Source organism: Staphylococcus pseudoxylosus (assembly GCF_044794325.1).
Classification (GTDB): Bacteria; Bacillota; Bacilli; order Staphylococcales; family Staphylococcaceae; genus Staphylococcus; species Staphylococcus pseudoxylosus.
In genome coordinates, this window is the sequence record NZ_CP085024.1 from 1,692,317 (window position 1) to 1,712,325 (window position 20,009).

Here is a 20,009-nt window from a genome sequence, read left to right on the forward strand (position 1 = left end):
TTTAGAAAATTCCTAAAAATTTTTTCAAAAAATACCATACATTTTACCTATGCTTCCTAAAATTAGTACTCAATTTCAGTTCTTCATAAAATAAAATATATGGTAAATAGTTATTATTTATACAAGTTGTTGTGTTTTTAATTTTTGTGCTGCTCTAGTAACAGCTAATTTAACGTGTTCATATGTTAAACCACCTTGGACATACACTTCATACGGTGGTCTTATTGGACCATCTGCCGACAGTTCTATAGAAGACCCTTGCACAAAGGTGCCTGCCGCCATGATTACATCATCTTCATAACCAGGCATGTAAGCAGGTTCTGGACTGAAATGTGCATTTATTGGAGAAGCTTGTTGGATACTTTGGCAAAATAGAATCATTTGTTCTTTTGTATCAAATGACACAGTTTGTATCAAATCAGTTCTATCAACGTCATAGCGTGGTGCAGTACGCATGTCCATTTTCTCTAATAATAAACTAGTAAACAATGCTCCTTTTAAACTTTGGCTTACTACATGTGGCGCAAGAAAGAATCCTTGATACATTTCCTGAAGTGAATTTAGCGAAGCACCCGCCTCTTTACCTATACCTGGTGCAGTTAATCGATAACCACATCTTTCGACTAGCGATTTTTCACCTGCAATATAACCACCAATTTTTGCCAAGCCGCCACCTGGATTTTTAATCAATGATCCTGCAATTAAGTCTGCACCACATTCAATAGGCTCACGTTTCTCAACAAATTCACCGTAGCAATTATCTACAAAAATGATTATATCCGGATATTGCGCTTTTATTTGTTGTATTGCCTGTTCGATAAAATCTAATTTAATTGAAGGGCGTTGATCGTAACCTTTCGATCTTTGGATAGCAATTACTTTTGTTTGTGGTTTAATTTGTTTAAACACGGCTTGAATATCGATGTCTCCCTCTCTTAAATCGACTTTATCATAACTCACACCATGTTCTTTCAAACTTTCTATCCCATTACCATTAATACCTATTACTTCTAGCAATGTATCATATGGGTTACCTGTAATATATAAAAGTTCGTCTCCATATTTCAAAACGCTCTGCAAGGCAATTGTAATCGCGTGTGTACCAGAGGTAATTTGAGGCCTTACAATGGCATCTTCTGCTTTAAAAGCATGTGCATAAATTGCTTCAAGGTGATCTCGGCCTAAGTCATCATAACCGTAGCCCGTAGTACCTTGTAAGTCGTTTTCTGTTGCTTTGACTACATGAAAAGCATTTAATACTTTTTCTTGGTTCTCATAGGCAACCTCTTCAATATATTTAAAATAAGGCGCTAATGTTTCTTCAGTTTCTGCAATCAGTTGTTTCATCTCTTCCATTAATCATTACTTCCTTCTACTCTTTTTTATAGCCTTTCACTTCATAAGTCGCAGTTGTTTCATTAAAATTCAATTCAGACACTAATGTATTTTGTTTTAAAAAATATAAACGATCGGCATCTGAACTCGGTACATGCTCCTCATAATAAGTTAATACTTTTTTCACTTCATTATATAAAAGTGCTTTAACCTTTTCTACATCTTCTTGTTCTTTGCTTGAAACAAAAACATGTGGTTTATTTGTAGCTGGCAATGTTCCTTCATGTAAATCTTTTTTATTAAAAATAATCGCTTGAGGGATTTGTCCCATTTCTAAATCACCAATAATTTGATTCACTGTATCATATTGCGCTCGGTATTCTGGATGGCTACTGTCTACTACATGTAATAGTAAGTCTGCATTTTTAGCTTCTTCTAACGTGGATTTAAAAGCAGCAATGAGCGTTGTTGGTAATTTTTGTATAAAACCAACCGTATCAGAAATAATGAGATTAAACCCATCGTTAATTTGAATTTGTCTCGTTTTAGGATCAAGCGTTGCAAACAACAAATTCTTTTCATATGTCGTTTCTTTAGCTAATGCGTTAAACCACGATGATTTACCAGCATTAGTGTAGCCAACAAGCGCAACTTGAAACACATGATTTTGTTCACGTTTGTTACGATAACGTTCACGATGCTCTACTACAGTTTCTAACTGATGCTTGATTTCATTCATTCTCGTTCTTATGTGTCTGCGATCCATTTCAAGCTTTGTTTCACCAGGACCTCTTGTACCGATTCCGCCACCTAAACGCGATAAACTTCTCCCGTGTCCTTGCAATCTAGGCATTAAGTAATCTAATTGAGCTAATTCTACTTGCAATTTACCTTCTTTACTACGTGCTCTTAAAGCAAAAATTTCTAATATAAGCTGTGTTCTATCAATGATTTTAACATTTAAATTACCGTTAAGCGTCTTAGATTGCGCTGTGGTCAATTCATCGTTCGCAACGATAACATCAATATCATGAAATTCAACATATGCTTTTATCTCATCTAATTTACCTTTACCAACATAATATTTGTTATCAACGTTTATTCTATTTTGAGTAAATTGCTCTTGAACATCCAATTGACAGGTTCTGGAAAGAGATGCCAACTCTTCCATCGTAGATTCGAAATTAAAATCATTGTCTGTTTGAGCATGTACTCCAATCAATATTGCTGTCTCTAATTTTTGTTTGGTTGTATGCGTTTGATATTGGGTCATTACATGCACCTCTTTTCCAAGTTTTCTTAGTCATTCTATCATAGTGCCAATATAAAGACTATAAACTCAAATTGTGTTAAATTAATAATAAGAGGTGAATTAAAATGACTATATATGATATAGAAGTTCAACAGCCAAATGGAGAAACATATCAATTAGACACATATAAAGATAAAGTTATGTTGATTGTGAATACTGCAAGTGAATGTGGATTCACACCCCAGTTTGAAGGTTTACAAGCATTGTATGAGAAATATAAAGATCAAGATTTCATCGTCTTAGGATTCCCATGTAACCAGTTTGGCGGCCAAGAACCTGGTAGCGGAGAAGAAGCAACACAAAATTGCAAAATTAATTACGGCGTTTCTTTTCCAATGCATGAAAAAATAGATGTTAAAGGGGATAATCAACACCCACTTTATAAATTTTTAACAGAAGCCCAAAATGGGTTATTCAACGAAAAAATTAAATGGAATTTCACAAAATTCTTAGTTGATAAACAAGGAAATGTCGTTCACCGCTTCTCTCCGCAGAAAAAACCAACTCAAATTGAATCTGAGATTGAAGCACTACTTTAATATAACTTGAAACAGTTAGAACAAGCCTATCAATAAATATTAGAACTATTTTTAAAAGCATAAGATTATTTTCATACTATACAATTTGATAAATTACATTTTAAACCGATGATTGTTATAGATTTAGTAATCACTAAAAAATAGAGGCTTAAATACTCTATCTCAAAAAGGACTAATCCAAATAATAAAAATGGATTAGTCCTTTTTATACACAAATCTCACTACTTTGAATTTGCATACTTGTTTAGCATATAAATTAAGCATTTCTTATAATGTTGTTTGTAATTAAAATCAAAAAAACTTATTTTGACTAGCATAATACTAAGTATAAGAATGAGCGTAGGTCATAAGCCATTTATTTTTAAAAAACGAAGAAAACGCCAGTTTCAAATTTATCTCAATAGAAACCGACGTTCATGCTTTAGACAGAGATATTTATCCCCTGCCTCTTCTACTTTATATATAAAGTATCATATTAAATATTAAGTTTTAAAATGTAGTATTTACGCTTCCTCTTCAGTGTTTGAATCGTCAATCGTAAATGTACTAATCGCATGTTTGTAAATTAAATGCTGTTTACCTTGTGATAATAAGCATACTAAATACTTATCATAATCTTCGATAATACCTTTCATTTGAAAACCATTCACTAAAAACACAACTACCTTTGTCTGATCAGCCTTAAATTGCCCAAGGAATTTATCTTGGATGTTTTCTGTTGTATTCATATTATGTTCTCCTTTTCTGTATTTGGACTGAAACCTCTTCTAACATCAATGATAGTGACTTTCTCTCTCTATCTAACCACAACACGTCGAGCTTGTTTTTAAACCAAGTCATTTGTCGCTTAGCGTAATTTCTAGAATGTTGTTTTAATTTTTCAGTTGCTTCATCTAAACTTAATTCTTTTTTGATGACCGGTACAATTTCTTTGTATCCTATCGCTTGCATACTTTGACTCGTTTCATATCCATTATCAACGAGTTGTTGCACTTCACTAACTAATCCACGTTCCAACATTATATCTACACGTTTATTAATTCTTTGATATAATATGTCACGCGACATTTCTATCCCTAATAATAATGTATCATAATTTTCAGTAAATTGTTGTACTTTCTTGCGAGAACTTAAAAGTTTTTTCGTTTTTAAATAATATTGTATCGCTCTTCTAACTCTTTTTCGATTATTTGGGTGTATATCTTGCGCAGATACCTCATCAAAAGACGCCAAGTATTGATGCAACGCCTCATTTGATAATTGATCAAGTTCAGATAACTTTGCTTCAATTTCTAAACTTTTTTGTTCAGAAATAGTTTCATCTTCAAAGTCATAATTATAGATAAGCGATTGAATATACAGCCCCGTACCGCCTGCAATAATAGGCACACGCCCTCTTGCTGTAATCTCTTTAATTAACCGTTGTGCTCTATTTTTAAATTCATATGCTGAAAAGTTTTCATTCGGTTCTAAAATATCAATCATATGATGAGGGATACCTGACATCTCGTCTTGCGTAATTTTAGCTGTTCCAATATCCATATGTTTATAAACTTGCATTGAATCACCACTAATAATTTCACCGTCCACTTTCTTTGCTAATTCAATGCTAAACTCTGTTTTACCCACAGCTGTTGGTCCTACTAATACGATTAAAAATAGTTTGTCGCTTTGCACGTGTATCAACTCTCTTTTTCTATTTATACTTTTTTAAAATTTGCTTTTCGATCCACTCATACATGTGTTGCCATGTTTCTGTATAACCTTGCTCGAATAATACTTCATGTCTCTTGTTTTTATACAAGTGTACAGTGATATGCTTAACCCCTGCTTTTTTATATAAATTTCCTAATTTCCTTATCCCCTTGCCATATTCACTTAATGGATCTTCTTTGCCAGATATTAATAAAATCGGAAGATTTGGATTAAGCTTTTTCATATTTTTACTGTTGCTTGTTAGTAACATATGTTTCATTGTTTCGTAGATCAATTGGTTAGATACCAAGAAACCAGTGTAAGGATCTTTGATAAATTGTTCCACCTCTTTAGGATCACTAGATAACCAATCACTTGCTGTTTGCTGATTGACTATATTTTTATTAAATGTTCTATACATCATACGATTCAACCAATTTAAACGCCGTTTTTTTCCTGTAATTAGCGTATTTAATTTCAAAATGATTCTTAGCAATGCAGCTTTATATTTAGGATATTGTGTAGTTCCTGATAAAATTACACCTTGTGCAGCATCGGGATATTTTTGAATAAAAATGCGCGCAATAATTGAACCCATAGAGTGTCCGATTACAATGTAAGGTATATTATAATAATACGCACACATTGTTTGTGCTATTTCATATGTATCATCAGCTACTTGCGACATATGATCAATATGTCCTCTTTCACTATCGTCAATCTCTTTACCGTGACCTCTATGGTTATGACGCAATACATCGTAGCCTTGCTGATTTAACGATTCAACTAGATGATCGTATCTATCCATATGCTCAGCCATGCCATGAAGTAAATGCACGATACCAATCGTTTCGTTTTTAGCCTTATCCAATTTAACTTCTAGCATTGTCCCGTCTGAAACTGTTATTTTAAATTCGTTTTTACTCATGTGTTTAGCCTCCCATACCATACGATTATCATTATCTATATTATACAATATACCTTCAAAATATCATGTTATCAAATACTACGCTAAGCGTTTAGTGACAAGCGACAATTTCTATAGCATAAAAAGCAGCTACCAACTTAATAGAGTCAGTAGCTGCTTTTCTTATAAACTTTGTAGCACAAAATCTTAAATGATTATTCTTTTTCTGCTGGTTGTTGATTACCAGTTTGTGCTTCATCAATAGCAATTTGTAATTCTTTTGTATAAGCTTCTTTTTGAATATTAGTGTATCCTAATAAGTCGCTCATAACTTCAATAACTTGCTCTTTATAATTTAATACATCATCAATTTTGAAATAAAGTTTACCTGTACGACGAATAAAGAAGTCTGTTGGACGGTACACCATTTCATTTTGTATTGAATAAATTAATTCTGTATAAATGTCTAATGGTAATCCAGTATCTTGATGTTGAGCTGTTTGTGCAATTTTAAATAACTCTTCCGCATTAGAACCATATTTAGAAGCAAAGTGACGCGCTGTTGCTTCATCTATTTGATATGATTTAGCTTCTTCAACTTTTTGGTCGATGAATTGTTCAAAGTTTTTACTACCACCAACATCTCCACCAGAAATTGTTAAATGTTTTGTAGCACATTTAGCAAATTTCATACCATATTGTTCTTTCAAGCGTTTTGATAATAGGTCTACAATTTCTAAAGCCATGTGACGGTAACCAGTTAATTTACCACCAGCAATTGTTAATAGACCTGATTTACCTTCCCAAACTTCATCTTTACGAGAAATTTCAGATGGGTCTTTACCTTCTTCTAAAATTAATGGTCTAATTCCAGCCCATGATGATTCAATGTCTTCATCTTTAACGTCTACATCTGGGAACATGTAATTAATTGCATCAATTAAGTAATCTCTGTCTTCTTGTGTAGCAAGCGGTGAAGCTTTGTCGTTATTATAGAATGTATCTGTTGTACCTACATATGCTTTACCTTCACGTGGTATAGCAAAAATCATACGACCATCTTTTTCAGTATCGAAATAAACAGCTTGACCTAATGGGAATTTAGATTGATCAATAACAATGTGAACACCTTTAGTTAAGCGTAACTGTTTATTATTTCTTGCATAGTCACCACTGCGAACTTCGTCTACCCATGGACCGCTTGCATTGATAACTTTTTTAGCTTTAACTGGATAAGTTTCATTGTTAATTTGATCTTCTACTTGAATACCATTAACTTGTTCATTGGAATCATATGTGAAATGAACAGATTTTGTATGGTTAATAATCGTTGCGCCTTTTTCTTCTGCACGTTTCATAACTTCTATTGTTAAACGCGCGTCATCAGTACGATACTCAACGTAAGAACCGCCACCTTTAAGACCAGATTTTTTAACAAGTGGTTCTTTTTCTAATGTTTCTTTAGCATTTAGCATTGTTTTGCGTTCTGCTTTTTTAACACCAGCTAATCTATCATACATTGTTAAACCGATAGCAGTAGTGAATTTACCCATTGAACCGCCTTTGTGCATTGGTAAAAGCATACGCTCAGGTGTTGTTACGTGTGGTCCATTTTCATATACAATTGCACGTTCACGACCAGTTTCTGCTACAACGCCAACTTGTAGTTGTTTCAAGTAACGCAAGCCACCATGTACTAATTTAGTAGAACGTGAACTTGTACCTTGTGCAAAGTCTTGCATTTCTACTAAAGCAACTTTCATACCTCTTTGACTAGCATCTAAAGCAATACCTGCTCCAGTAATACCGCCACCAATAATGACAACGTCAAAATCTTTATTTTTCAAATCTTTCTTGATCTGTTCTCTTTTTAATGTTGATAAACTCATAAAAACTAGGCCTCCTAAAATAATAAAAAAAGAGAGACTCATCCCATACATATATAATTGTACGAACTGAATCTCTCATTTCTCATCTCTGTATTATTAACTTACCCATATTGTAGCATACATAACAACTTTTAGTCTATTTTTTTATTCATCTTCTAATTTAAAGACTTGAGTTGCTTCTACGGCTTTTTTCCAGCCTTTATATAATTTTTCTCTTTCTTTATCTTCCATATTCGGTGTAAAGTCTTTTTCAAGTTTCCAACGATTAGCAATTTCATCTTTACTATCCCAGAATCCTACAGCAAGTCCTGCTAAGTATGCAGCACCTAAAGCTGTCGTTTCATTAATCTCTGGTCGTTCTACTCCAACATTTAATAAGTCAGCTTGGAATTGCATAATGAAATTATTTTTTACAGCGCCACCATCAACACGTAGATTATTTACTGTAATGTCAGAATCTTTTTCCATTGCTTCTAATACATCACGCGTTTGATAACATAATGACTCTAATGTTGCACGGATGAAATGTTCTTTTTCTGTACCACGTGTTAAGCCGAAGATTGCACCTCGTGCTTCTGCATCCCAATAAGGTGTACCTAAACCAACAAACGCTGGTACGACATATACACCCTCTGAAGATTCGACACGCTCTGCGTAATTCTCTGATTGTGGCGCAGAATTAATCATTCTAAGACCATCACGTAACCATTGAATTGCAGATCCAGATACGAAAATAGAACCCTCAAGTGCATAATTGACTTTACCGTCTATCCCATATGCAATAGTTGTTAACAAACCACTCTTAGATGTAACCGCTTCTTCACCAGTATTCATCAACATGAATCCACCAGTACCGTAAGTATTTTTCACGTCGCCACGGTTAAAACAAGCTTGTCCAAATAAAGCTGCTTGTTGGTCACCAGCAATACCAGAAATTGGTACTTCTTTACCGAAGAAGTGATAATCTATAGTATTCGCATAGACCTCACTTGATGCTTTCACTTCAGGTAGCATAGAATTAGGGATTTCTAAAATATCAAGTAATTCTTGATCCCATTCTAAGTCATGAATGTTATAAATTAATGTACGACTTGCATTTGTATAATCTGTGATATGTGCTTTACCACCAGATAATTTCCAAACTAACCACGAATCGATTGTTCCAAATAATAGTTCGTCATTATCAGCTTTTTCTCTTGCACCTTCAACATTGTCTAAAATCCATTTTACTTTTGTACCAGCAAAATAAGGATCTAATAATAAACCTGTTTTCTCACGGAATTTATCTTCTAGACCTTGATCCTTTAAATCTTGACAAATGCCTTGAGTTTGACGAGATTGCCATACAATTGCATGGTAGATAGGGCGTGACGTTGCTTTGTCCCATACTACTGTTGTTTCACGTTGATTCGTAATACCGATACTAGCAATTTGATCTGCACCGACATTTTCTTCATTTAAAACTTCAGCGATAACAGCTAAAACTGATGTCCAAATTTCATTTGCATCATGTTCTACCCAACCTGATTTAGGGAAGAATTGTTTAAACTCGCGTTGCGCTACGCCTTTGATTTTACCATCTTGGTCAAAAAGAATTGCTCTTGAACTTGTAGTTCCTTGGTCAATTGATAAGATATATTTTTCCATAATTATAATCTCCCTTTTATCATGTTCGCTTTCCACATAGTGTATGTAAAATTTGACACTTTATACGTCTAACTTACACATTGCCAAATATCTCACTCCACAAACATGCTTTTATTACTTATATTTATATATTATAAAGCCTGTTTATATTTTAACTTATAAACAGGACTGTTGAAACTTAATTAATAAACCGATTCGATACCTTTTGCACTTTTAGATTTATTTAACACAATACCAAGGGCAATTGTAACTATTAGTAATACGATTGCTAGAACTGACATCATATCAAATGCCCCTTTGTAAACTAATCTATAAATAACAGCACCGATCATTCCGCCTGTGATAGGACCTAAAACAGGTACAATTGCATAACTCCAATTCGAATTACCTTTACCTGCAATTGGTAATATTGCATGTGCAATACGCGGACCTAAATCACGAGCCGGGTTAATCGCATAACCAGTTGGTCCACCTAAACTTAAACCAATTGCAATAATCAAGCTACCAACGATTAATGGATTTAAACCATCAGCGATTTTATTCATACCGATAAACATTAAGCCTAATGTTAGAGCAGCAGTACCAATAATTTCACTTAAGAAGTTTGCAAAATAATTTTTAATCGCAGGCGCAGTAGAGAATACACCTAATTTTGCTCCTTGATCTTCCGTTTGTTTCCAGTGTGCTAAATACATTAACCAAACAACGATACCACCAGTAATACCGCCCAGGATTTGGCAAATTATATACCCTGGCACCATACCCCAACTTAAAGCACCATCCATTGCGAACGCAAGTGTTACCGCGGGGTTAAGATGCGCACCTGAAATATTACCCACAGCATAGACTCCCATTGTAACCGCAAGCCCCCAACCTAATGCAATAACAACCCAATCCGCGCCGTTACCAGCACTTTTTTTCAAATTGACGTTGGCACAAACGCCTCCCCCAAATAATACCAATATTGCTGTTCCCAAGAATTCAGCAAAATATACACTCATAGAGACTCCTCCTAAAAATAGATAGAGAGACCCCTACAATTATAGCCAGTTTCGAACCACCGGTTTAATTACTGTAGAAATCTCCCATCTCTGTTCTAATTATTAACTTAAATTCATCTTACACCGATTTTGTAAGCGTTGTCAAATATTTTGTTAAAATCTTGTCACAAATTAACCCTCAGTAACAGCATTTTCAGTAATAAAAAATTGTTTAGTTTCGCAATTAATCTGTGCTTCAACACCATAGGGCAATATATGTTTAGGTTCATTATGACCAAATGACAAATTATATAATATAGGTAATTTTTTGAGCGATTCTACGTTGAAAAATGTCAGTATTTCATTTTTATATTGCTCATAATAAGTATTGTTAAATGGTTTACCAAATATTATACCGTTAACTCTATGGAATACTCCTTTTTTAAGCAATTGAAATAACATGTCTCTAAATTCATCAGGTTTAGGCGTATCTTCCGAAGTTTCTAAAAATAAAATAGCCTGTTCAAAATCATTTAATTGTGGAAATAATTCAGAATCTTTAATATCTACAAGTGTTTCCAAATTCCCCCCTATTAAGTGTCCCTTGATATTAACTTGTCCTTGGCCCTGCAGGAAAATATATCTTTGTTGTTGTATAACCGGTCTCGCTATGGCTTTATTTTCAACATCCCAACTTAATCCATAAGGCCTAATATATTTTGCAGGTCTCACTTCACCTATTGGCTCACTATTAAACCAGTTGTTTTCTATATGCTTTATCGTATAACAATCCATGTTAATATTCTCTGCGAAATCTGTTAACAACGCTGGACCGTAAAAACTAGTGATGCCCATTTTATAAAACATCATATGTACTGTTGTTGAATCTGAATACCCTGAGAAAATTTTCGGAAAGTTTTGGAGTGCTTCACGATCTACATAGGGCCATATCCTAATCGCATCATCTCCACCAATACAACTTATAATAGCTTTAACTTCTCTATCTCTTATAGCTTCATTTAGGTCTGAGGCACGCAATTCTGGATGTTGTTGTATAAACTCACTGCCCTTTAGTGCATGTGACATTATTTTTACTTTCAAACCGAAAACCTCTTGTAACCTTTGTATTCCTTGATATGTTCTCCATATAATAGAATCATCACCTGCGAGACCTGATGATAGCGATACAATAGCAACCGTATCTCCCCGTTTTAACTTTTGTGGTTTTAACATCATTAATCCCCCTTTAAAAGTTTTATAAAAAAAGTTAGCTCATTTAAGGCGGCAATGAGATTACCTAATGCTTAAATGGCTAACTTTTGAATTTCATTTGTTGTTTTTGAATTAATTTTAGAAAAATGCTGTGCAATTGTTCTAATTTGAATTAATTAAAGTACGATTGACTTACCATAAATGTCTGTCACTTGTGGTAATATATTTAGCACCATTTTCGACTGCGACTTCAACTTCATCTACTGTGTTAATTAAGCCTCCAGCTATTACAGAAGTATTTGTTTCTTCATTAATAATTTGAATTACTTTACTGGCAATTCCAGGTAATACTTCTACATAATCAGGTTCTACACGTTTTATTAGTTCTATGCTACGTGATAAAGCGTGACTATCTAATATAAACACTCGAAAAACAGTCGTTGTATTCAATGATTTCGCTTTATTGATTACCTTTGTTTTAGTAGAAACTATACCCTTAGGATGATAATTCTGTATGATATATTCGCATGCAAATTCATCATGACTCATACCTTTAATCAAATCGATATGCATATACGTTTCAATTTTATTCTTCTTAAGTAATTCCATGATGCTTTTAACATGTCCAATATGTGTATCTAGTAACACACATTCTTTATAATCCGTTTGTATCATTTTCTCCAAGTCTTTCATTGATCGAATAGCTGGTAAAATATGTGGCTTCATCCACTAACCTCCTAGATAATTCGTTTGAACAGTCGCTCTAATTCATAATTTGAAAAGTTTATAATAATCGGTCTGCCATGTGGACAAGTAAAAGGATCTTCAGTTTCTCTTAATTGATTAACTAAATCAGCCATTTCATTATTTTTCAAATAGTGATTGGCTTTAATAGATTGTTTACAGCTCATCATAATTGCAGCTTCTTCACGTATTTTTTTGACATTAACTTTCTTATGCTCTAATACATATTCAATCATATCTTTTATAATTTCTTCCGCTTCAGACGCTGGGAACCAAACTGGATAACTATCTACTATATAATCATTACCACCAAATGGTTCTAAATGCACGCCAACTTTGTCTAATTCTTCTTTATGTTGATTGATAATCATCAGTTCGTCTGTAGAAAAATGGAACGTTAAAGGAATTAATAAATTTTGAATTTCATTTGAAACTTCGCCAATTTTCTCTCTAAAATACTCATATTTAATCCGTTCTTGAGCAGCATGTTGATCAATCATGTACATACCTTGTTCATTTTGAGCAATTATATATGTACCATGGACTTGGCCAACTACTTCCATATAAGGTACACGTCTTGAGGCATCTTTACTAACACTACCTTTGATATCTTGACTTGCGATATCTTGCTCCATGTCATCTTGGTTAAAAGTTTCGTGTCCGTTCTTTTGATCAAACGTTGATGCTTGTTCGTCAGTATCCATTTCATTTAATAACGTTCTTTGTGATTGTGCATAATCGTCATTATTGACTTCTGTTTCCTGTATAGTTGATTGAAAATCATTATTATGCGTATTCTCATTATTATATTGTAATTGAGGTTGCGATTTGGATTCATCACTTTCATTATTTTCATTATTTTCATGACTTCCATAACCTTGTATCTCATCACGAAGAGGTTGTTTTAATTCGTTTTGTTGTTTACGTTTTTCAAAATCCATTTTTTGCTGTTCAAATTTATCCAGCACTTTATTTTTCTTAGTGATTTTATCCATGTCGTTTTGCGGAATTAAAATACGATCTTGAAATGCTTCACGAATTTTTTCAACTATTAATTCAAAGAGTTGATCTTCTTTGGAAAGTCTTACTTCTAGTTTCGTCGGATGTACATTGACATCTACTAGTATAGGATCCATTTCTATATTAATGTAACAAATAGGGAATCGACCAATCATCAATAGCGTATGATAACCTTCCTGAATTGCCTTATTAAGTAAAAAGTTTTTAATATATCTACCATTTATAAAAATAGAAATATAATGTTTATTACTTCTAGAGTGCTCAGGTTTTGCGACATAACCTTCTAAATGATAATCACTCGTATCTCCAGTAATATGAACTAAATCTTTAGCTACTTTCATACCATATATTTCAGCCATAACTTCATTTGTACGACCAGAGCCATTTGTTTTAATGATAGTCTTACCATCAGAAACCAATGAAATACGTATATCAGGATGACTCATTGCCATACGATTCACAATATCCGTTATTTTACCTAATTCTGTATATAAACTTTTAATATATTTGAGACGTGCAGGTGTATTATAAAATAGGGATTCAACTAAAATATCTGTACCACGTTTAGCTTTTGCTGGTTTTTGTTTAAGAATTTCACCATTTTCAACATAAATTTCTTGCCCTTCTTCATTATCTGTACAAGTCTTCAGTGTCACTTTCGACACTGAAGATATACTTGCTAAGGCTTCTCCTCGGAAACCTAACGTACGTATATGGAACAAATCATCATCTTGATCTAATTTGCTCGTAGCATGACGATGAAATACGAGCCCTAAATCATCTATGGCAATCCCGGTACCATTATCGACTACGCGGATAGACTCAACACCAGACTGCGCTACTTCTATATTGATTTCGGTCGCTTGGGCATCAATGGCATTCTCTAATAATTCTTTAACTACTGACCCTGGACGTTCAACAACTTCTCCAGCAGCAATTTTATTTGCTAATGATGTCTGTAACTCTTTAATTTTACCCATTTGACTTCACCTCTATTTCAATTGTCTTTGTAATTCACTTAGTTTCACAAGTGCTTCTATAGGTGTCATATTAGATAAATTCAATGTTTTAATTTCATTTTCAACTTCACTTTGTTTTGCAGATGTATCGAATAAATCAAATGCCGCCTGTTCAAATTGACTTTGCTCTTGACTAGCAAATTCCTTAGCCTCTGGTATTTGATATTGGTACGTTGCATTTGAGTCATTTACTGAATCATTAAATGGCTCGTTACTACTATGCTCTAATTCCACTGTATTTACATCAACTTTAGTTTCTTGTTTATTGCTTTGTTCGAAATCATCTAATATGACTTGCGCTCTATCAATCACTGCATCTGGTAAGTTTGCTAATTTAGCTACTTGTATACCGTAACTATCATCAACTGCGCCATCTTTCACCTTATGAAGGAATATCAATTCACCTTCATATTCATTTGCTGCAACATGTATATTTTTCAAACAAGGCAACGACTGATCTAGTGTAGTCAATTCATGGTAATGTGTTGAAAATAACGTCTTAGCATTCGAAGTATGTGCAACATATTCGATCATTGCTTGAGCTAATGCTAAACCATCATAAGTAGATGTACCACGTCCTATTTCATCAAAAATGATTAGGCTGTCTTCAGTAGCATGAGCAAGGGCTTTTTGTGCTTCTAACATTTCAACCATAAACGTACTTTTACCTGAAACTAGATCATCGGCAGCACCAATTCTAGTAAAAATTTGATCAAAAACGGGTAATGTTGCCGATTCACATGGCACATAAGCACCCATTTGCGCCATGATACTAATTATGGCTACTTGTCTCATATAAGTGGATTTACCTGACATATTTGGACCGGTAATCAAATATATAAATGTATCTTGATTAAGCGCACAATCATTAGGCACGTAGTCGTTATGATCCATCACACGTTCTACAACAGGATGTCTCGAATTGATAAGTTCTAACGTTTTATCTTCGCTAAAAGTAGGTCGTGCATAATTATATTTTTGAGCAATTTCTGCAAAACTTTGTAAACAATCAAGCTCTGATATCACTTTTGCTTGTTTTTGTAATCGCTCTGTATATGATTTAATTTGTTCTCTAAGCCCTACAAACAATTGATACTCTAATTCAATTGCTTTGTCTTCAGCTCCTAAGATAATGTCCTCTTTTTCTTTCAATTCATCTGTTATAAAACGTTCAGCATTTGAAAGTGTTTGCTTTCTGTTATAACCATAAGCTGTCGGGTCAAAACCTTGTAAATTAGCTCGTGTGATTTCAATAAAGTAACCAAACACTTTATTAAAACTGATTTTAAGTGATTTAATGCCAGTTCTCTCACGTTCTTTGGCTTGTAATTCTGCTAACCATGTTTTACCATTTTTTGAAGCTTCTAAATAACTATCTAAATCACTGTTAAAGCCAGCTTTAAACAACCCGCCCTCTTTAACTGAAATCGGTGGTTCTTCCTTTAAACTTTCTTCTAATAAAGTTAATAAATCATCTAATGGTTCTAATGCTTTAAATTGTGCAGTCATTTGTTCATCAAAATCTTCTAATAGGCGCTTAATATTTGGAATTTCCGAAATGGAATGTTTCAGCTGAATCAAATCACGTGCATTGACATTGCCATAGCTAACACGTCCCACTAATCGCTCAATATCATATACTTGATTTAAATGATTACGTAAGGTGTCTCTTTCAATAAAATGATTTATAAATTGACTAACTGTATCTAAACGGGACTCAATTTGAGATTTTTGAATAAGTGGCCGATCAATCCATTGCTTTAAGCGTCTAGCCCCCATAGGTGTTTTAGTTTCATCCATTAACCATAACAATGTACCTTTTTTAGTTTTCAAACGTATGCTTTCAGTCAATTCTAAATTACGCTTTGCATAGAAATCCATTTTCATAAAATCAATCGCTTCGTACTTAATTACGGTTTCAATATGTGATAGATCTCTTTTTTGCGTATGATGGATATAATCTAATAATAGTTGAGTTGCATTAAACAAATATGTTTCCGTCATATTATTAACTTCATAACTCGCATTAGAAATATCTGGTAACACAGTAATTGTCTCGGTAGTTAAACTAATTTGGCGTTTTAACGTTTCACCTATTTCTTCATTAACAACGATTTCATTAGGGTTAATTGTAGTAATTTCATTAATTAATGTCGCTTCATCTTCAAAATGAGTAGCCTTCAATTCACCTGTAGACACATCACAATAGCTTAATGCGTATGATGATGCACCTTGAATAAAACTTAATATATAGTTGTTTTGCTTTTCATCAACGCCTCCTTGGTCCATCACTGTACCAGGTGTAACGATGCGTACTACTTCACGGCGTACCATACCTTTTGTCTGCCTTGGATCTTCCATTTGTTCACAAATAGCTACTTTATATCCATTACTAATCAAAGTTTCAATGTAACCATCCGCAGAATGATAAGGTACGCCACACATTGGTATTGGATTTTCCTTTTTAGCGTCACGTTTTGTTAATGTTATTTCTAATACTCTAGATGCAACTTTAGCATCCTCGTAAAACATTTCGTAAAAATCTCCTAATCTAAAAAATAAGAGACAATCTTGATATTGCGATTTGATTTTTAAATACTGTTGCATCATTGGCGTTTGATTTGTCATATTAATATGTCACAGTCCTTTTTTCATTTCTTATGTATTTATTTTCACTTAATATTTGTTGGTTTATAAATTAAATTAATGATTAATTTTCATCAATAGTCAGGCACATTTACTTACTGAATATAGATGTGATATCGTGCATTTCTGAATACTTTTCATTGATTTTTTAATCATACCCGTTCATTTTCTTTAACTAATTTAGTTAATTTAACTCTTAAATTTTAACATATGTTTTCAATTTTCGCCCATTTATTAAATTAATATACAGGCACTCATTTATTAACTTCACATTTTCATAAGTTAAAGATTAATTAAGAACAAAAAAATTAAGGCAACTTTGTAAATGATTGATTTAATAGATTTACTTCTGCAGTATATCTATCAAACCAAACTCATATGAGTAACAAAGTGCCTTAACTTGATTTATTAAGATTGATTATAAATATTTTTTTAATATACCTTTTCTTTTTAATATCATTAAAATGATATAACTAATGATGGCACCAATGACACTCGATACAATAAAGGCTGTCATTAAAGGTTTAACAGCAAAGTTTGAAAAGCCTAACACCCATGCTAACGGTATGCACATGATACTACCAATAATGCCTGTACCTATGACTTCTCCCACTGCCGCCATAAAGATATGTTTACGATAAAAATAGAAACCACTAGCAAGCAATACACCTACCATACTCCCTGGAAAAGCAAAGAAACTTCCCGTCCCAAAAATCATACGTATGATAGATGAAATAAAAGCTTGAGCAAGCCCAAACCATGGCCCTACTAGTACAGCACATAACACATTAACCAAATGTTGAATTGGTGCTGCTTTAACTGGGCCTAATGGAATTACAATAATACTACTTAACACAACGTTGATAGCAATAAAAATTGCAGTTAGCGTTAACTTTCTCGTCTTCATATGGCTCATTTCCTTTCCAACAAGTTCCACCACAATCTCTGTTAATCTTTATCTTCCTGTTGTTGATTCAAACGATCTGACATGGTACTAATCATCATTTGTAATAAATCATTAGCTTCAGTCTGTGATTCTCTAAACTCTTCTACAATAGGTAAAATATTAATATCTTCTTCAATATGCTGAATTTTATCCTCAGAATCTTTTAATGCTTGTGTCTTACCGTAGTTTTGTAGGTTAACCGATTGCTTTTGATTTTTTTTTAATTCTTTCATTCGCTGCTCTATATTTTTATTTTGATGTATTTGCGATTCAACATTATGATATTCCTTAACTGTATCTAAAGATTTTATGCGTTCACTAATACGATCCGCTTCTGCTAAAATTTCTTCTTTTTCATACATTATGGTGTCACCATCGCTTGTTTACTTACATTTAAGAATGTACCATTAAGAGAAAATTGTTTCGCTTCATCTACTTGTACATCTACAATTTTGCCAATCATAGATTTAGGCGCTTTGAAATTGACTAATTTGTTTTTTGAAGTGTAACCGGCTAAGACTGTTTCGTCTTTTTTACTAGATCCTTCACATAAAACTTGTACGACTTCGCCTTCATATGCTTGCATAGCACGTTCAGAATAGTATGCAACCTTTTTATTCAATTGTTGTAATCTATCTTTTTTCACGTCTAAAGGTACATTATCTTTCATTTTAGCTGCAGGCGTACCATCTCTTTGAGAATAAATATACGTATACGCATGTTCAAATTCAACTTCATCATAAAGTGTTAATGTTTCTTCGAATTGTTCATCTGTCTCGTTTGGATAACCGACGATGATATCAGTTGTTAAAGCAACATTAGGAATTCTTGACTTGATGCGATTAACTAAGTCTAAGTAACTTTCACGTGTGTATTTACGTCCCATAATTTTAAGCACGGCATTATTACCCGATTGAACTGGAAGGTGAACATGAGGAACAATGTTTCCGCCGTTAGCAATAACCTCAATCATTCTATCCGTAAAGTCCCAAGGGTGACTCGTTGTAAACCTTACTCTTGGAATATCAATTTGAGAGATATCCTCTAACAGATCACCTAAACCATATGCTAAACCATCTATATCTTTACCGTAAGCATTAACGTTTTGACCTAACAATGTAATTTCTTGATACCCTTGACGTGCTAAATCTCTTACTTCTTCAATGATATCTTCTGGTCGTCTACTACGTTCCTTACCTCTTGTGAATGGAACGATACAGTATGTACAAAACTTATCACAACCATACATAATATTTACCCACGCTTTGATATTGCCTTCTCTTACTTTTGGAAGGTTTTCAATGACATCGCCCTCTTTTGACCAAACTTCAACCACCATCGCTTTTGATAAATAAGCTTCTTCAAGTATTTCTGGTAAACGATGAATATTATGTGTACCAAAAATCATATCTACATTTTGGTATGATTTTAAGATTTTATTTACGACAGATTCTTCTTGAGACATACATCCGCAGACACCAATTACTGTTTCTGGTTTCTCTTTTTTCAAATGCTTTAAGTTACCGATTTCACTAAACACTTTATTTTCCGCATTTTCGCGGATGGCACATGTATTAATTAAAATAACGTCTGCCTGATTAATATCTTCCGTTGGTGTATAACCTAATGCCTCTAGAATACCAGCCATTACCTCTGTATCATGCGCATTCATCTGACAACCATATGTTTTAATTAAAAATGTTTTTCCTTGTCCCATATTTCTATATTTCTCATCTATTTGAAAATCACGGTTATAATTAATTTCTTCTTTTCCGCGTTTACGCGCTTCTTTTAAACTTGGCGGTTGATACACGTGTTCAAAATACTTGCTATAGTCTTTTTCCTTTTTATCTCGTTCCGCTAAAACATCTATAGAAGTACTTTTTCTTTGTTCTTCATTCACTCTACAAAACCCTTTCTATATCATAAAAACTAAGAACAAGTATTTTAAAATATCCCTCAAGATTCTGTTTTTCAACCTTGACGTTCAAAGTTCTTTAAATTTATCCATAGTCATTACTACATTATATTAAATTTGACTTCAAAGTGCAAAAAGACTAACAAATAACCAGTCTATTGCACAATATTTTCAATACTAAGATCATCAAATCACAATTT

General features: G+C 33.4%; 16 protein-coding genes. 1 reads left to right on the plus strand and 15 read right to left on the minus strand.

Annotation, left to right across the window (positions count from 1 at the left end; genetic code table 11):
• Positions 1–117: 117 nt before the first annotated feature.
• Positions 118–1,356 (minus strand): methionine gamma-lyase family protein, encoded by a 1,239-nt coding sequence (locus tag LG295_RS08120; protein WP_318832917.1) that lies wholly within the window; start codon positions 1,354–1,356, stop codon positions 118–120.
• A gap of 16 nt (positions 1,357–1,372) precedes the next feature.
• Positions 1,373–2,608 carry a GTPase HflX gene (hflX, locus tag LG295_RS08125; protein ID WP_107530905.1) on the minus strand — a complete coding sequence of 412 codons (1,236 nt, stop codon included), beginning with the start codon at positions 2,606–2,608 and terminating at the stop codon, positions 1,373–1,375.
• 104 nt (positions 2,609–2,712) lie between these two features.
• Between hflX and LG295_RS08130 the strand changes: the two genes are divergently transcribed.
• Entirely contained in the window at positions 2,713–3,186 is a 474-nt protein-coding gene (locus tag LG295_RS08130; protein WP_107530906.1) for a glutathione peroxidase, read from the plus strand.
• 503 nt (positions 3,187–3,689) lie between these two features.
• Here LG295_RS08130 and hfq read toward each other — a convergent pair.
• From hfq to miaB, 13 genes are all read right to left on the minus strand, one after another.
• Entirely contained in the window at positions 3,690–3,914 is a 225-nt protein-coding gene (hfq, locus tag LG295_RS08135; RefSeq protein ID WP_107530907.1) for an RNA chaperone Hfq, read from the minus strand.
• Between the two features lies 1 nt (position 3,915).
• Positions 3,916–4,863, minus strand: coding sequence for a tRNA (adenosine(37)-N6)-dimethylallyltransferase MiaA (miaA, locus tag LG295_RS08140; RefSeq protein ID WP_404475635.1), 948 nt, complete (start codon positions 4,861–4,863; stop codon positions 3,916–3,918).
• Positions 4,864–4,882: 19 nt separating this feature from the next.
• Positions 4,883–5,809: an alpha/beta hydrolase gene (locus LG295_RS08145; protein WP_318832919.1), complete on the minus strand. Its 927-nt coding sequence runs from the start codon at positions 5,807–5,809 to the stop codon at positions 4,883–4,885.
• Between the two features lie 194 nt (positions 5,810–6,003).
• Positions 6,004–7,677 (minus strand): glycerol-3-phosphate dehydrogenase/oxidase, encoded by a 1,674-nt coding sequence (locus LG295_RS08150; protein WP_107530910.1) that lies wholly within the window; start codon positions 7,675–7,677, stop codon positions 6,004–6,006.
• 144 nt (positions 7,678–7,821) lie between these two features.
• Positions 7,822–9,324, minus strand: coding sequence for a glycerol kinase GlpK (gene glpK / locus LG295_RS08155; protein ID WP_107530911.1), 1,503 nt, complete (start codon positions 9,322–9,324; stop codon positions 7,822–7,824).
• 182 nt (positions 9,325–9,506) lie between these two features.
• Positions 9,507–10,325: an MIP/aquaporin family protein gene (locus tag LG295_RS08160; protein WP_107530912.1), complete on the minus strand. Its 819-nt coding sequence runs from the start codon at positions 10,323–10,325 to the stop codon at positions 9,507–9,509.
• A 171-nt stretch (positions 10,326–10,496) separates the two neighbouring features.
• Complete coding sequence (locus LG295_RS08165; protein ID WP_325999031.1) at positions 10,497–11,537, minus strand: S66 peptidase family protein; 1,041 nt, start codon at positions 11,535–11,537, stop codon at positions 10,497–10,499.
• Positions 11,538–11,708: 171 nt separating this feature from the next.
• Positions 11,709–12,242, minus strand: coding sequence for a glycerol-3-phosphate responsive antiterminator (locus LG295_RS08170; protein ID WP_017724338.1), 534 nt, complete (start codon positions 12,240–12,242; stop codon positions 11,709–11,711).
• A gap of 11 nt (positions 12,243–12,253) precedes the next feature.
• Positions 12,254–14,260, minus strand: coding sequence for a DNA mismatch repair endonuclease MutL (gene mutL / locus LG295_RS08175; RefSeq protein WP_318832920.1), 2,007 nt, complete (start codon positions 14,258–14,260; stop codon positions 12,254–12,256).
• Between the two features lie 12 nt (positions 14,261–14,272).
• Positions 14,273–16,927: a DNA mismatch repair protein MutS gene (gene mutS, locus LG295_RS08180; protein ID WP_318832921.1), complete on the minus strand. Its 2,655-nt coding sequence runs from the start codon at positions 16,925–16,927 to the stop codon at positions 14,273–14,275.
• Between the two features lie 436 nt (positions 16,928–17,363).
• The gene (gene thiW / locus LG295_RS08185) at positions 17,364–17,852 is read right to left on the minus strand and encodes an energy coupling factor transporter S component ThiW (protein ID WP_107558227.1); all 489 of its coding nucleotides are present in this window, start codon (positions 17,850–17,852) and stop codon (positions 17,364–17,366) included.
• Between the two features lie 41 nt (positions 17,853–17,893).
• Positions 17,894–18,253 (minus strand): RicAFT regulatory complex protein RicA family protein, encoded by a 360-nt coding sequence (locus tag LG295_RS08190; protein ID WP_107530917.1) that lies wholly within the window; start codon positions 18,251–18,253, stop codon positions 17,894–17,896.
• Complete coding sequence (miaB, locus tag LG295_RS08195) at positions 18,253–19,794, minus strand: tRNA (N6-isopentenyl adenosine(37)-C2)-methylthiotransferase MiaB (protein WP_107530918.1); 1,542 nt, start codon at positions 19,792–19,794, stop codon at positions 18,253–18,255. Before miaB ends, LG295_RS08190 begins: the two co-directional genes overlap by 1 nt.
• Positions 19,795–20,009: the final 215 nt, after the last annotated feature.

Bases quoted from the DNA above. Each gene is read 5' to 3' on its own strand.
- LG295_RS08120 (WP_318832917.1), bottom strand. From the start codon at position 1,356: ATGGAAGAGATGAAACAACTGATTGCAGAAACTGAAGAAACATTAGCG.
- hflX (WP_107530905.1), bottom strand. From the start codon at position 2,608: ATGACCCAATATCAAACGCATACAACCAAACAAAAATTAGAGACAGCA.
- LG295_RS08130 (WP_107530906.1), top strand. From the start codon at position 2,713: ATGACTATATATGATATAGAAGTTCAACAGCCAAATGGAGAAACATAT.
- hfq (WP_107530907.1), bottom strand. From the start codon at position 3,914: ATGAATACAACAGAAAACATCCAAGATAAATTCCTTGGGCAATTTAAG.
- LG295_RS08145 (WP_318832919.1), bottom strand. From the start codon at position 5,809: ATGAGTAAAAACGAATTTAAAATAACAGTTTCAGACGGGACAATGCTA.
- LG295_RS08150 (WP_107530910.1), bottom strand. From the start codon at position 7,677: ATGAGTTTATCAACATTAAAAAGAGAACAGATCAAGAAAGATTTGAAA.
- glpK (WP_107530911.1), bottom strand. From the start codon at position 9,324: ATGGAAAAATATATCTTATCAATTGACCAAGGAACTACAAGTTCAAGA.
- LG295_RS08160 (WP_107530912.1), bottom strand. From the start codon at position 10,325: ATGAGTGTATATTTTGCTGAATTCTTGGGAACAGCAATATTGGTATTA.
- LG295_RS08165 (WP_325999031.1), bottom strand. From the start codon at position 11,537: ATGTTAAAACCACAAAAGTTAAAACGGGGAGATACGGTTGCTATTGTA.
- LG295_RS08170 (WP_017724338.1), bottom strand. From the start codon at position 12,242: ATGAAGCCACATATTTTACCAGCTATTCGATCAATGAAAGACTTGGAG.
- mutL (WP_318832920.1), bottom strand. From the start codon at position 14,260: ATGGGTAAAATTAAAGAGTTACAGACATCATTAGCAAATAAAATTGCT.
- mutS (WP_318832921.1), bottom strand. From the start codon at position 16,927: ATGACAAATCAAACGCCAATGATGCAACAGTATTTAAAAATCAAATCG.
- thiW (WP_107558227.1), bottom strand. From the start codon at position 17,852: ATGAAGACGAGAAAGTTAACGCTAACTGCAATTTTTATTGCTATCAAC.
- LG295_RS08190 (WP_107530917.1), bottom strand. From the start codon at position 18,253: ATGTATGAAAAAGAAGAAATTTTAGCAGAAGCGGATCGTATTAGTGAA.